This is a genomic window from Pseudomonas neustonica, from assembly GCF_003797945.1.
GTDB lineage: Bacteria > Pseudomonadota > Gammaproteobacteria > Pseudomonadales > Pseudomonadaceae > Halopseudomonas > Halopseudomonas neustonica.
The window spans coordinates 1-12,966 of sequence record NZ_RKKU01000048.1; the positions used below are offsets into that span (position 1 = coordinate 1).

Genomic DNA, 12,966 nt, shown 5'->3' on the forward strand with positions numbered 1-12,966 from the left:
AGAGCTTCATACACGTTCTGACGCGCTATCGACACTGATCTTGGCAAATGTCCGGGAAAACGCCTCGCCCAAGAGCACTGGGCTTAGTCATCCAACATACGAAAAGTGTTTTTACACACTCTGGGCCGGAAGCCGACGGTCGCAATGACCAAAGTCGGCTGACGGGAAGCATTAGAAAAAACTCAACCAGGGTTACATTTTGGTTCGATAGAGAGATCAGCTATCCGCTCAAATAACGGTTGCCGGGGCATGGTCCGCCAAGGCAGACGTTCGGGAAATCTAGTTACTACCTATCCAACATACTGAAAGGCATCTCAGACTCTGATTTTAGCTGGTGCTATAAAAGCTCAATCGCCGCCAAGCTAACGCTGTAGCTCAAGCAGCTCGCCGACCTCGCAATCTAAATACCGGCAAAGCTCTTCAATGACATCCAGCTCTATACGTGTAGCTGTCTCATGATAGAGCCGCGTAATCGTTCCGCGGTTGATACCAGTATCTCGAGCAACGTCGATCACCTTGAGCTTCCTCTCGCCCATCAATCTCGAAAGATGACACTTAACCATTGTTCCACCAAAAGACTATTTGACCCACAGGAGAACAAAAAGACTTGCAGAAGGTCTTTTTGCGTGCATAATGATCTTCAGGAGATCAGATTAATCTTTAAGAGGACCTGATGACCTCCAGCGAGAAACATTACCAGAGGATCATTGCTATGTCACAGATATACCTAACAACCGACGAGCTAGCCGCTCGAATCAAATACGACGCCCGCACCATCCGCGAACGCCTCAAGGACTCCGTGTTATTTGAAGGCACTCATTACATCCGGCCCTTTGGTGGGCGGAAGATCCTATATCTATGGGACGCGATTGAGCGAGATATGGCAGCCACTTCGGGCGCTTCCAATTACAGCATTCCGATGGCAAATGGAGGTGTGATGCATGGCTAGTATTCGTACACGAGAGCAGACCGGAAAGCTGTTCTTTGATTTCCGCTACCAAAGCATACGCTGTCGCGAGCAAACCGCGCTGGATGACAATCCCGCCAATCGCCGAAAGCTCGAAACCATTTTGAAAAAAATAGAGGCAGAGATAACGCTTGGCTCCTTCGAGTACGCCAAGTACTTCCCCGGTAGCAGCAATGCACGCAAGTTCAGTGAGGCTGATGCATTAAGGGCGCGAGTAAGCAAAACCACCACGCCGCTGTTCAGCGATTTCGCTGACACCTGGTTTAGCGAAATGCAGGCTCAGTGGCGACGTTCACACAGCGAAACAGTTGCCAACACACTGAGTAGCCGCTTGAAACCCGCATTTGGAGAGAAAGAGGTCGGCTCCATCACCAAGGCAGAGATTTTGTCATACCGTTCCCAGCTCGCCAAAGTCAGAAACGGTAAAGGCAAACCCCTGTCAGCAGAGCGAATCAACCACATCATGACGCCTTTGCGAATGATCCTTAACGAAGCAGCCGACCGACATGAGTTTACCCCACCCTACCAAGGTATCAAGTCGCTTAAAGTGCCCCGGACCGATGTAGAGCCGTTCACGGTTGAGGAAGTGAAAAAAATCATCGCGAACGTGCGTGTCGATTTTAAAAATTACTACGTCGTGCGGTTTTTTACCGGAATGCGTACTGGTGAGATTGACGGACTGCAGTGGCAATTTGTGGACTTTGAGCGCAGACAAATTTTGGTGCGGCAATCGTTAGTACGGGAGGAGCTGGTCTACACCAAGAATGATGGCTCTTTCCGGTCTATCGATATGTCGGGCCCTGTTTACGACGCCCTCTTGGCGCAGAAAAAAGCAACAGGCGCGCTCGACTTTGTTTTTTGCAGTCGCAATGGGTCTCCCTTATTGCATCGTAACGTCACCCACAGGGTGTGGTACCCACTGCTACGTCATCTAGACCTGCGTAAACGCCGTCCTTATCAAACACGCCACACAGCAGCAACACTGTGGCTTGCAGCAGGTGAAGCACCCGAATGGATCGCACGGCAAATGGGCCATACCACCACTGAAATGCTTTTCAGGGTGTATTCACGCTATGTCCCCAACCTCACCCGGCGCGATGGCTCAGCAATGGAGCGACTATTACTGCAAGCCCTCGATCAACAAACCGCTACCCACAAGGAGCAAGACCATGCCTGAGTTTTCTAAAAAGACGTGCCTGCGACTCGCCAGCGCCATGCAAGTCGCACTGGGGATACCTGACGGGGATAGTCTGGTCTTTTTGATTGGTCGCGGAAATGAAACCGACAATCTGGCAGCGCTGGAGACCTGGGTCTGCGAAACCTTACCTCAGCTGGAAGATCAGTGCGGTCAAGCAATGCTTCCCTACCTGCTTGACCGTCTGGATCAAACCATTAGCCAATGGGGGCAGCATTATGACTAAGGTCTTGCCACCCGAAATAACTGATGAGCTTGTTGAACCCTTCTGGCTGACTGGTTGCCTGATTCCCCAGCACGCCTATCAAGTATCCTCATTGAGCGAGGGTATTTTCCTCGGCGTGGAAAACCTCTCTGGCAACCATGAGGTACTACTTGAACTAGCTGACCACCCTGGCGCATGGCCCACCAGCAACATTACTGCTGTGAGCCTTCTCGTAAAGCGTCACGGTAGATACCTGCTGGGTAGCCACAGCCAGATAAGCATACTGGACACCTTTCAATCGCTGACCCATTTACCCATCAGCATGGTTGACTCAGAGGCTGCGGTAATGGCGGTGGAGCAATGGCTACAGCCTTGCCCCTATGAGCCCCTGAAAAGCTTCGTCTACCAGGTTCTTGGGCAACCCAGCATCGGCTGCCCATTCTTTACCTACCCAGCGAGCGCGAATTACCACCACTGTTGCAGTGGTGGACTGGCTCAGCACAGCCTTGAGGTTGCACAAACAGTCCATGGCATGACCACGTGCTTTCCAGAACATGAGCGCTGGCTAGCAGCCGTCGCTGGGCTGCTGCATGACATAGGCAAAGTGCGCAGCTTTCTACCGGATGGAAGACGCACCTCAACTGGTTTTCTGGTTAGCCATGAGCTTCTTGGGTTCGAGCTACTTGTGCCTGCTTTGAGGAGCCTTGAAGCCTCATGGGCTGACGGAGCGAATGCCCTGAGAAATATATTCGACTGGGTAATACGCCCCAAGCAACAGCGACCTTTGATGCCCGTTGCCATGAGCATTCAGCAGGCGGACATGATGAGCGCCTCTGCCGATAACCGCCGAAGGACATTCAGTGGTAAACCTGACTGGACCAGCTTTGCCAAGTTTGACGGTTCCGGTCCTGCAAGCAGCTATTGGCTACCCAGCCCACCTTGAGGATTTGCAGTGAGCCTTCCAGCCTTGAATCAAGCGTTAGCTCGGAGCAAGCTCACGACAAATGCTCTGCACGAGGCTCTACTTACAGCATGGCAAACGCGTCAATACCAAAACCAACGGTTCCACGAGTGAATCCGGATTGAAACTCCCCAATCACAGCATGAGCCCACTCTTCTGAATATCCATTGGCTAACGGGGTGGACTGGCCGTTCCGAGAATCACGATTGAAATAGAAATTGCGGTTAGTGATATTCAGACTACTGCCTTCGACGAAACCATCTGCTTGGTCAGCAGCAGCCACACCACCCGAGCCCATGCCTAAGGCGAGAATGGAAAAGAGGAGTTTTCCCTTGTTCATAAATTGTTCCTTGCATTTATTTTCACGCGTTCTTATAAAATCATTATACCTGGCGAAAATAACATTAAGCTGACAGCAACATTACATAAATGTAATAAACAGTATTTTCCTTGATTACATCCTTTAAAATCGCTTTATCATTGTCTTGGCTTTTCTGAAATACCTAAAACATTACAAATTTGTAAACTTTGGCTCAGGCTATGGTAAGACACCTTCAGTATGATGGCGTACTTAAGCGAAGAATAGACTCTACTCATCGCTATCAACAGAGCACTACACCTTTTATGAATCGTGATACTGGAGAGCAATCCATGAAATTGATTAAACCTTTAATCGCCGCATTGGCAATGTTTGTATCTGTTACCGCATTGGGGGCCGGAGCCCATGGCGACGGTCATGCATCCAAGAGCGGTGAAGCTGGAAAGCCGTCCGAGGCAAGTCGGACTATCACCGTTGCAATGTACGATAACTATTACGAACCAGAATCGATCGCGGTAAAGTCAGGTGAAACCGTGCGCTTTGTCGTGGAAAACAAAGGCAACTTGGTTCACGAGTTTAATATCGGCACACCAGCCATGCATGAAGGTCACCAAAAAGAAATGGTGAAAATGGTTGAGCACGGCGTGATTCAAGGCGGCAAACTTAATCGCGGGATGATGAGCATGGACATGGGCGACGGCCAATCCATGAAGCACGATGACCCCAACAGCATTCTGCTCGAACCCGGCGAAAGCAAAGAATTGGTCTGGAAGTTTAGTGACAAAGCCGACATCGAATTCGCGTGCAATGTACCTGGCCATTACCAATCGGGGATGTATGGCAATGTCAATTTCAACTGATTAGCGCACGTACAGGGCACATCCTGAATTTTGGAGCTTTATGCTATGAAATTACGTTTTTTAGCCAGTGCATTTGGTCTAATGATGCCGGCAATCGTGTTTGCAGGCGAGTACAACCTTACCGTTGATCGAATACAGATCGATACCGGCGACTTCGTCAAAGAAGGCATTGGTTACAACGGTGCATCACCGGGGCCGGTGTTGCGTTTCAAGGAAGGCGAAGAAGTCTCGATTAACGTTACCAATAATTTGGACGAGATGACGTCCATTCATTGGCACGGACTGATTCTTCCATTCAAGCAGGATGGTGTACCAGGCATCAGCTTTACAGGCATCAAGCCAGGTGAAACCTTCACCTATAACTTCCCTATTATTCAATCGGGAACCTACTGGTTTCATAGCCACTCTGGCTTCCAGGAACCCGATGGCGCGTTTGGAGCTATTGTCATCGAACCTGAGGGTCGTGAACCATACCGATATGATCGTGACTACGTTGTTCAATTAACAGATAAGCACCCACATTCCGGGGATCGCATCATGCGCAATCTCAAAATGATGGCAGACTATTACAATCGCCAGCAGTTGACCGTTGGAGATTTTGCCGAAGATGCGAGCGAAAAAGGTTTTCTGGCCACCCTCAAGGATCGAATGATGTGGGGTGACATGCGTATGATGAAAGTCGATGTGGAGGATGTGCAAGGCTTTACCGGCATGATCAATGGGAAAGGCCCTGATCAAAACTGGACAGGCCTGTTTGAGCCGGGCGAACGAATTCGTTTGCGGTTTATCAACTCATCAGCCATGACCTACTTTGATGTGCGGATTCCCGGACTTGAAATGACCGTTGTACAGGCGGACGGTAACAATGTGCAGCCAGTCACCGTAGATGAGTTCCGCATTGGTGTAGCGGAAACTTATGACGTTCTCGTGCGACCAAAAACCGCTGAAGCATACACGATTTTTGCCGAATCTATGGGCCGATCAGGCTTTGCTCGTGCAACGCTTGCGACGAAAGAAGGTCTTGAAGCGCCTGTTCCTTCGCTACGTGAGCCACCGCTTTTAACCATGGCAGACATGGGCGAAATGGAGGGCATGGCAGGCATGGATCACGGGAGTATGGCTGGGATGGATCAACCCGATATGGAGGGTATGGATCACTCCAAGATGGCTGGCATGAACCAATCCGACATGGAAGGTATGGACCACTCCAAGATGGCTGGCATGAGCCAATCCGGCATGGAAGGTATGGACCACTCCAAGATGGCTGGCATGAAGCAATCCGGCATGGAAGGTATGGACCACTCCAAGATGGCTGGAATGAACCAATCCGGCATGGAAGGTATGGACCACTCCAAGATGGCTGGCATGAAGCAATCCGGCATGGAAGGTATGGATCACTCCAAGATGGCTATGGATGACGGGAGTGTCAGCGATCCTTTCTATGCAAAAGGTAGTGGACTACTCCCAGTAGCGGCCAATGGCGGCAAATTCCTGTCTTATGCCGATTTGAAAGCTCAGAAACCACTCTTTGAGGAACGTGAGGCCACCCGGGAAATTGAACTGCGTCTTACCGGGAACATGGAGCGCTATATCTGGAGCATTAACGGCGTCAAATATGAAGATGCCGATCCCATTCGGCTGCAATATGGCGAAAGAGTACGCTTCAAGTTCGTCAACGAAACAATGATGACTCACCCGATGCACCTGCATGGCATGTGGTCCATTCTGGATGTGGGCGCTGGTCAGTTGAACCCTGTCAAGCACACGGTCAGCGTACAGCCGGGCACCACGGTCTATATGGAAACCGAAGTGGATGCACCTGGACAGTGGGCCTTCCATTGCCACCTGTCATACCACGCAGCAACGGGAATGTTCCGCAAGATTATTGTCGAAGGTGGCCCTGAGACTCCAGCGGCAGCCGTGAGCGAGCAATCGGTCAAAGTGGGAGGTGGGGCATGAGTTTTTTAAAGTCTTTAGCTGTGACCACTCTAGCCGGGCTGGTGATGATGCCCTCGCTGAGTTTTGCTCAAGAGCGCAGACAGGACACAACTCCACGCAAGGAGTCCCTGAAGATATGGGGCGCTCAGCTCGAAGAGCTTGAATACCGCTACAGCGATGACGGCGAAGAGTTGGCTACCTGGAATGGGGATTTTTTCTACGGTACAGATGAACTGAAATTTCGCTGGCTCACAAGCGGCGAGTACGCCATCGAAGAGCAGGCTTATGAAGGGCTTGAGAATCAGATAGTTGGCCAAGTGCCTATTTCTACTTTTTTCGATGCCAAAGCAGGAATTCGGTTCGACACCCCGGAAGGTCCAGACCGCACCTATGCTGTTCTGGGTATTGCCGGCCTGGCGCCTCAGTGGTTTGAGATTGATGCCAACTTCTACGTCAGCAAGGATGGAGACACCTCCACCGAACTCGATGCGGAATATGAGTTGCTATTGACAAACTACTGGATACTCACTGCTTCTTTAGATGCAACAATGGCGTTCAGCGAAGACAGGGAAATCGGAGTGGGCAAAGGCTTGGTATCCACTGAAACGGGATTGCGACTGAGCTACGACCTTATTGACCGTTCATTTTCGCCTTACGTTGGCGTCGTGCATGAACGCAAGTACGGCGACTCTGCTGACTTTGCCAGAGCCGATGGAGCTGGTACCGAACAATGGTTTGCTGTCATTGGCGCAAGACTTTCTTTCTAATCGATTCAACGGGCCTCGGGGAAGCGTCCCTGGGCTCGTTTTCCTCATTTGATTTGAGTTGTGACAAATGACGTAAGTAATGTCGGATTGTCTGTTACAGGAGGCTGTATGAGCACGGAGCGGGATAGGACCACGCGTTACAAAGAGGGCAGCCTGACATTGTCAGGTACGGTAATGCTGGGAACCGGTGTCATGATTGGCGCCGGTATTTTCGCGCTTACTGGACAGATGGCGGAGATGACAGGCGCGCTATTCCCGCTGGCTTTTCTGGCTGCGGCGGTGATTGTTTCGTTTAGCTCATATTCCTATGTCAAAATATCTAACGCCTATCCGTCCGCCGGCGGCATAGGTATGTACCTGTACAAAGCCTACGGTGACCATTTACCGACAGCTTTCAACGCCCTGCTAATGTATTTTTCGATGGTGATCGCCCAGAGCTTTCTTGCGCGCACCTTTGGCTCCTATACGATGCAGTTGTTTGGCGGCGATGACAGTGGACTTATGGTGCCGGTTCTCGGGGTATCACTCATTCTGGTGGCATTTCTGATCAACCTGCTGGGCAACCGTATGATTCAGGGCGTGGCGTCCTTGATCGGCGTGTTGAAGATCGGTGGCATTTTAATCATTGGATTGGTGGGTGTCTGGTTAGCCGATAGTCTTGCCGTCGACTTTTCCAGCACCGGAGAAGCCGGGGTTGCTGGCAACTTTCTGGGGGCAACAGCTTTGGGCATTCTGGCGTTCAAAGGTTTCACCACGATCGCTAACAGCGGATCCGAAGTGAAGGATCCTCATCGCAACGTTGGCCGCGCCATCGTGATTTCCATAGCCGCCTGCGTGGTGATCTACACGCTGGTAGGCTTTGCGGTCGCCAGCAACCTGTCACTCTCCGAGATCATTGACAGTCGGGATTATTCCTTAGCCGCAGCAGCACGCCCCGCCCTCGGTGAGTACGGTGTGTGGTTCACAGTCGCTATCGCCATGATGGCTACCGCAGGCGGCATACTCGCAAGCATATTTGCGGTGTCTCGCATGCTGGCTATGTTGACTGAAATGAATTTAGTACCGCATAGCCACTTCGGCATGCCGGGCAGCATTCAAAAGCACACACTCGTCTATACGGTGGTGCTGGGTCTGATTCTGACCGCTTTTTTTGATCTTTCTCGGATTGCGGCCCTCGGGATTATTTTCTACCTGTTTATGGATATCGCCCTTCATTGGGGGGTATTACGGTATCTACGTAAGGATGTGAAAGCGTCAATATGGGTACCGGGCACAGCGATCATTCTGGATCTGACGGCTTTGGGCGGCTTTGTCTGGGTCAAACTGAACTCTGACCCTTTCGTGATAGGCGTGGCCGTAGTCACCATGATTGTTATTGCGGTTGCAGCGCAATTATTCCTGACATCGTCAGCACGGAAAAAAGCGGTGGACGATGAGAATACTCACGCAGACCACCATTGATATCTACGATTTGAAAAGGAGGTCAACACCATGATCAACGAGAGCATGTCAGGTAACACCATGTGGGCCGGGCATTGGCTGTGGATGGTAGTGATAGCCATCGTCGTCGTTGCGCCGGTCTGGCGAATATGCCGACGCACTGGATATCCGGGCTGGCTGGGACTGTTGATGCTGGTTCCTATGGTCAATCTGGTTTTGTTGTACTTTATCGCTTTTGCCGACTGGCCTGCGAATAAAGCAGGAGCAGGCAATGAGTGATCACCAGCACGATCATCATGATCATGAAAGCCGCGGCGAAAACGCTGTAAAAGACCCTGTTTGCGGCATGTCGGTCGATCCTCATACGGCAGAACATCGCAGCCAGCATGCAGGCAAGAGCTGGTATTTTTGCTCTTCCAGATGCCAGTCAAAGTTTGAAGACGATCCACAGAAGTACCTCGGCGAAAAGAGTGCCGAGGCAGAAACGGTAGCACCCGGCACCATGTACACCTGCCCGATGCACCCCGAGATCCGTCAGCAAGGCCCCGGTGATTGTCCCATCTGCGGCATGGGCCTGGAGCCTGAAGAAGTCAGTCTGAATGACGGGCCCTCCGCAGAACTCACTGATATGACACACCGATTCTGGATCGGTCTTGTTTTAACGCTTCCGGTATTTCTGCTTGAGATGGGCGGTCACCTGACGGGGCTTGATCACATCGTGTCGCCGCAAATATCCAACTGGATTCAGCTGCTACTGGCCACCCCAGTGGTCGTTTATTGCGGCTGGCCGTTCTTTGTTCGGGGATGGAAATCTGTTATCACCCGTAACCTGAATATGTTCACGCTGATTTCCATCGGTACCGGCGTTGCATTGTTGTATAGCCTGGTCGCAACATTGATGCCGCAGATTTTCCCCGGCGCCTTCCGCCAGGATGACGGATCGGTCGCGGTATATTTCGAGGCTGCTGCCGTCATTGTCGTGCTGGTGTTGCTCGGGCAGGTACTGGAACTGCGGGCCCGGGAGAAAACCTCCGGCGCCATCAAGGCTTTGCTGGATCTTGCCCCAGCAACCGCAAGGAAGCTGGGTGAAGAGGGCGAGGAGTCCGATGTGGCACTCGAGCAGGTAAAAGTCGGCGACCGCCTCCGAGTGCGCCCTGGCGACAAGGTGCCACTGGATGGTGAAGTCCTTGAAGGCAGCTCCAATGTGGATGAGTCCATGGTGACGGGAGAGCCTTTGGCAGTCAGCAAAAAAGCAGGCAGCCAAGTGGTCGGTGGCAGCATCAATCAGCAGGGCAGTTTCATTATGCGCGCCGACAAGGTAGGCCGCGATACGATGCTGTCCCAGATAGTGCAGATGGTGGCTAGCGCCCAGCGCAGTCGAGCGCCAATTCAAGGCCTGGCCGACAAAGTGGCTGGCTGGTTCGTGCCAGCGGTCATCGTCATCGCCGTCATTGCGTTTGTCGTCTGGTCAATATACGGACCTTCGCCGCCAATGGCTTTTGGGCTGATTGCTGCGGTGAGTGTATTGATTATTGCCTGCCCCTGCGCCCTTGGTTTGGCAACACCCATGTCGATCATGGTGGGTGTTGGCCGTGGCGCTCAGATTGGGGTGCTGATCCGTGACGCGGAAGCCCTCGAGCGCATGGAGAAAGTAGATACGGTCGTGGTGGATAAAACCGGCACACTGACCGAAGGCAAGCCGCAGGTGACCCAGCTGGTGACGGCAGACGGCTTCAGCGACGAAGATCTGATGCGCTACGCCGCTGGTCTTGAAAAAGGCAGTGAACATCCGCTGGCACATGCCATTCTCGAGAAAGCCAAGGCCATGGAGCTGAAGCTCTCCGATGCCGAGGATTTCGACTCCCCTAATGGTAAAGGAGTAACGGGCAAGATCGATGGCAAACGGGTCCTGCTCGGTAATCGGTTACTCATGGAGTCTGAGGATGTCGATACCTCCGCTTTTGACAAAGAAGCAGACGAGCTGCGCAAGGACGGAGCTACGGTCATTTTTGCCGCAGTGGACGGGAAGATCTGTGGAGTACTTGCGATCGCCGATCCGGTCAAGGAGACCACCGCAGCGGCTATTGCCGCGTTACAAAAGGAAGGCGTTCGCGTGGTCATGCTGACGGGCGACAATCGCACCTCCGCCGAGGCTGTAGCCCGCAAACTCCACATCGATGAGGTAGAAGCGGAAGTGCTGCCCGAAGACAAGGGCAAGATCGTCCAGCGTCTCAAGGATGAAGGGCGTATTGTGGCAATGGCTGGCGATGGTGTGAACGATGCACCCGCCCTGGCCACCGCAGACGTCGGTATCGCCATGGGCACCGGCACGGATGTGGCCATTGAAAGTTCAGGCATTACGCTGCTGCGTGGTGATCTGATGGGCATTGTTGAAGCGCGGAAATTGTCACGCGCTACGATGCGCAATATCCGCCAGAATCTGTTTTTCGCCTTCGTTTACAACGCTGCAGGAATACCGGTTGCGGCAGGACTTTTGTACCCATTTACCGGCATTCTGCTGTCGCCAATCATTGCGGCGGCGGCTATGTCGTTGTCTTCGGTCAGTGTGATTACTAATGCTTTGCGACTGAGGGTTATCAAGCTGTAAGCACGTAAACAAAGACCAGAGATGCCCCGTCAGTGGAACCTCGGAGAAAATTCATAACTCAGTTTTCCTTAGGTTCCACATTATCCAAAGACAACTCCAAGAAAAATCGGGGGACTCCCTGCACTGAAGAACACCAGGCTGTACCGCCATGGGCATTTGCAATCGAGAGGGTTATAGCCAAACCCAACCCAGCGCTGCCAGCACTTCCAGAACTGCCTTTAGTTCGAGACGGATCAGCTTGATAGAACCGATCAAATAAACGTTCTAGGTGTTCAGGTGCAATTGCCTCCCCCGGATTGGCTATCTCAATTCTTGCGAACTGCCCTAGTTTAGAAAGGCTGACCACTATCTGTTCATTATCTGACGTATAACGCAAGGCATTACTGATCACGTTAGAGATCGCCCTGCGTATCATTTGCTCATCGATATAGGCGTTAACTTTACCCGTTACGACAAACCTGATATCTCGTTCTTCCGCCTCAAATTGATAGTACTCAAGCACGCTCGCACAAAGCTGCTCGAGCGCGATGAGCCGTTGTTGCGGAATAACCAAGCCATTACTGGCTTTGGCTAGGAACAACATGTCATCGATCATTCTGGACATGCGCCGCAAGTCTTCAAGATTCGCGTAGAGGTTTTCCTTATAATCGTCAGCCGTTCTCGCCCGGGTCAATACAACTTCGGTATGCGTAATTAGATTAGTCAACGGTGTACGCAGCTCATGTGCTATGTCAGCTGAAAAATGGCTGAGCTTTACAAAGGCACTCTCCAAGCGCGCGAGCATACCGTTGAATGCAGCGGTCATATCACGCAATTCAACAGGAATATTTTGGGTCGAAATACGATCTTCCAGTGACTTTTCCGAGATAGAAGAGAATACGTTGGTTACTTCTTTCAACGGCCTCAGCCCAGCCCGTGCTAGCAACCAACCCAGCAACGCGCCAACAAAAGCAAAAATAAATAATCCTGTCCACAACCAATTAGCCAGCGTGCTGAAGAAGGCTTTAAGTGCAGTAATGTCGAGCATCAATAGAATCGTCACTGGCTCTTGGCCATTTATGTCGACACGTTTCTTGCTGGCACGCCAAACCTTTCCGGCTGTTTTTAACTCTTAGGCGCTTTGGTGCCGGAAAGGCTTCAGATGATCGTGTAAACCATTAAGCCCAGCTTCGCTGAACAGAATCTACCCACTCGGGTCTTCGATCACCACATACAAGTCCTGATGGCCACCAAGCAAGGCTTTCAGCTCTGGGAAAGCAGCATTAAAAGACCCGCCCTGCCCCGCTGTTCGCAGAATTTGCTCAGCAGCAGTCATTTTTTCCTCTAAAATCTGTCTGTCTACTTCTTCAAAATGATGCAGGGTCAATTGCCTGAAGGACAGCCCAGCAACCGCCAGTACGCCAACAACAGCGAGCATAAACATGATACTCAGTCGCTTCGTGAGTGAGACCTGCACCTATTAGACCTCCGAGTCGTCTATTACGTAGCCCATGCCACGCCCCGTCCTTATCAGTTTGGGTTCAAAGTTATCATCTATCTTTGCCCTTAATCGGCGCACCGCCACTTCAATGACGTCGGTTGGGTTCTACCCCGTTTCCACGGACGGTTATAAAACAGCTAAGAGCTTTTGATCCTGCGCAGCAACTCTACGTCGCATCCTAGGATTATGGAACCGCTCGATGTATTCAAATAGGTCTGCTCTTGCC

The 12,966-nt window shown here is 51.7% G+C and carries 13 protein-coding genes and 2 pseudogenes; 10 read left to right on the forward strand and 5 right to left on the reverse strand.

Annotation, left to right across the window (positions count from 1 at the left end; all coding sequences use genetic code 11):
* Nucleotides 1-362: 362 nt before the first annotated feature.
* Nucleotides 363-563 (reverse strand): helix-turn-helix domain-containing protein, encoded by a 201-nt coding sequence (locus EF096_RS19680; RefSeq protein WP_123891443.1) that lies wholly within the window; start codon nt 561-563, stop codon nt 363-365.
* Between the two features lie 149 nt (nt 564-712).
* On the opposite strand from EF096_RS19680, the gene EF096_RS19685 reads away from it, so the two are divergent.
* The 4 genes from EF096_RS19685 to EF096_RS19695 are packed head-to-tail and all read left to right on the forward strand — an operon-like array spanning nt 713 to nt 3,310.
* Nucleotides 713-949, forward strand: a complete 237-nt coding sequence (locus EF096_RS19685; protein WP_123891453.1) for a hypothetical protein — start codon at nt 713-715, stop codon at nt 947-949.
* Nucleotides 942-2,144 (forward strand): site-specific integrase, encoded by a 1,203-nt coding sequence (locus EF096_RS19690; protein WP_123891444.1) that lies wholly within the window; start codon nt 942-944, stop codon nt 2,142-2,144. Before EF096_RS19685 ends, EF096_RS19690 begins: the two co-directional genes overlap by 8 nt.
* Complete coding sequence (locus tag EF096_RS20355; protein WP_158611322.1) at nt 2,137-2,388, forward strand: hypothetical protein; 252 nt, start codon at nt 2,137-2,139, stop codon at nt 2,386-2,388. The genes EF096_RS19690 and EF096_RS20355 overlap by 8 nt, the downstream gene beginning before the upstream one ends.
* A complete protein-coding gene (locus EF096_RS19695) occupies nt 2,381-3,310 on the forward strand; it encodes an HD domain-containing protein (RefSeq protein ID WP_158611323.1) in 930 nt (309 codons plus the stop codon). The genes EF096_RS20355 and EF096_RS19695 overlap by 8 nt, the downstream gene beginning before the upstream one ends.
* A gap of 85 nt (nt 3,311-3,395) precedes the next feature.
* Here EF096_RS19695 and EF096_RS19700 read toward each other — a convergent pair.
* A pseudogene (locus tag EF096_RS19700) lies at nt 3,396-3,668 on the reverse strand (OprD family outer membrane porin); the annotation flags it as partial.
* A gap of 311 nt (nt 3,669-3,979) precedes the next feature.
* Here EF096_RS19700 and EF096_RS19705 point away from each other — a divergent pair.
* From EF096_RS19705 to EF096_RS19730, 6 genes are all read left to right on the forward strand, one after another.
* On the forward strand, nt 3,980-4,507 hold the full coding sequence (locus EF096_RS19705; protein WP_123891447.1) for a cupredoxin domain-containing protein: 528 nt from the start codon (nt 3,980-3,982) through the stop codon (nt 4,505-4,507).
* 45 nt (nt 4,508-4,552) lie between these two features.
* Nucleotides 4,553-6,466 carry a copper resistance system multicopper oxidase gene (locus tag EF096_RS19710; RefSeq protein ID WP_123891448.1) on the forward strand — a complete coding sequence of 638 codons (1,914 nt, stop codon included), beginning with the start codon at nt 4,553-4,555 and terminating at the stop codon, nt 6,464-6,466.
* Nucleotides 6,463-7,212 carry a copper resistance protein B gene (locus EF096_RS19715; RefSeq protein WP_123891449.1) on the forward strand — a complete coding sequence of 250 codons (750 nt, stop codon included), beginning with the start codon at nt 6,463-6,465 and terminating at the stop codon, nt 7,210-7,212. The genes EF096_RS19710 and EF096_RS19715 overlap by 4 nt, the downstream gene beginning before the upstream one ends.
* 108 nt (nt 7,213-7,320) lie before the next feature.
* On the forward strand, nt 7,321-8,673 hold the full coding sequence (locus EF096_RS19720; protein ID WP_123891450.1) for an APC family permease: 1,353 nt from the start codon (nt 7,321-7,323) through the stop codon (nt 8,671-8,673).
* Between the two features lie 30 nt (nt 8,674-8,703).
* Nucleotides 8,704-8,931 carry a hypothetical protein gene (locus tag EF096_RS19725; protein WP_123891451.1) on the forward strand — a complete coding sequence of 76 codons (228 nt, stop codon included), beginning with the start codon at nt 8,704-8,706 and terminating at the stop codon, nt 8,929-8,931.
* Complete coding sequence (locus EF096_RS19730) at nt 8,924-11,260, forward strand: heavy metal translocating P-type ATPase (protein WP_123891452.1); 2,337 nt, start codon at nt 8,924-8,926, stop codon at nt 11,258-11,260. Before EF096_RS19725 ends, EF096_RS19730 begins: the two co-directional genes overlap by 8 nt.
* 58 nt (nt 11,261-11,318) lie before the next feature.
* Here EF096_RS19730 and EF096_RS19735 read toward each other — a convergent pair whose 3' ends face one another.
* The 3 genes and pseudogenes from EF096_RS19735 to EF096_RS19740 form a co-directional block, all read right to left on the reverse strand.
* Nucleotides 11,319-12,320 (reverse strand): heavy metal sensor histidine kinase, encoded by a 1,002-nt coding sequence (locus tag EF096_RS19735; protein ID WP_305955071.1) that lies wholly within the window; start codon nt 12,318-12,320, stop codon nt 11,319-11,321.
* 123 nt (nt 12,321-12,443) lie between these two features.
* Nucleotides 12,444-12,716 carry a hypothetical protein gene (locus EF096_RS20835; protein ID WP_328588859.1) on the reverse strand — a complete coding sequence of 91 codons (273 nt, stop codon included), beginning with the start codon at nt 12,714-12,716 and terminating at the stop codon, nt 12,444-12,446.
* A gap of 3 nt (nt 12,717-12,719) precedes the next feature.
* A pseudogene (locus EF096_RS19740) lies at nt 12,720-12,839 on the reverse strand (winged helix-turn-helix domain-containing protein); the annotation flags it as partial.
* Nucleotides 12,840-12,966: the final 127 nt, after the last annotated feature.

Excerpts from the sequence above, each read along its gene's own strand:
- EF096_RS19715 (WP_123891449.1), top strand. The coding sequence starts at position 6,463 with ATGAGTTTTTTAAAGTCTTTAGCTGTGACCACTCTAGCCGGGCTGGTG.
- EF096_RS19695 (WP_158611323.1), top strand. The coding sequence starts at position 2,381 with ATGACTAAGGTCTTGCCACCCGAAATAACTGATGAGCTTGTTGAACCC.
- EF096_RS19730 (WP_123891452.1), top strand. The coding sequence starts at position 8,924 with ATGAGTGATCACCAGCACGATCATCATGATCATGAAAGCCGCGGCGAA.
- EF096_RS19680 (WP_123891443.1), bottom strand. The coding sequence starts at position 563 with ATGGTTAAGTGTCATCTTTCGAGATTGATGGGCGAGAGGAAGCTCAAG.
- EF096_RS19725 (WP_123891451.1), top strand. The coding sequence starts at position 8,704 with ATGATCAACGAGAGCATGTCAGGTAACACCATGTGGGCCGGGCATTGG.
- EF096_RS20355 (WP_158611322.1), top strand. The coding sequence starts at position 2,137 with ATGCCTGAGTTTTCTAAAAAGACGTGCCTGCGACTCGCCAGCGCCATG.
- EF096_RS19705 (WP_123891447.1), top strand. The coding sequence starts at position 3,980 with ATGAAATTGATTAAACCTTTAATCGCCGCATTGGCAATGTTTGTATCT.
- EF096_RS19690 (WP_123891444.1), top strand. The coding sequence starts at position 942 with ATGGCTAGTATTCGTACACGAGAGCAGACCGGAAAGCTGTTCTTTGAT.
- EF096_RS19685 (WP_123891453.1), top strand. The coding sequence starts at position 713 with ATGTCACAGATATACCTAACAACCGACGAGCTAGCCGCTCGAATCAAA.
- EF096_RS19720 (WP_123891450.1), top strand. The coding sequence starts at position 7,321 with ATGAGCACGGAGCGGGATAGGACCACGCGTTACAAAGAGGGCAGCCTG.
- EF096_RS19710 (WP_123891448.1), top strand. The coding sequence starts at position 4,553 with ATGAAATTACGTTTTTTAGCCAGTGCATTTGGTCTAATGATGCCGGCA.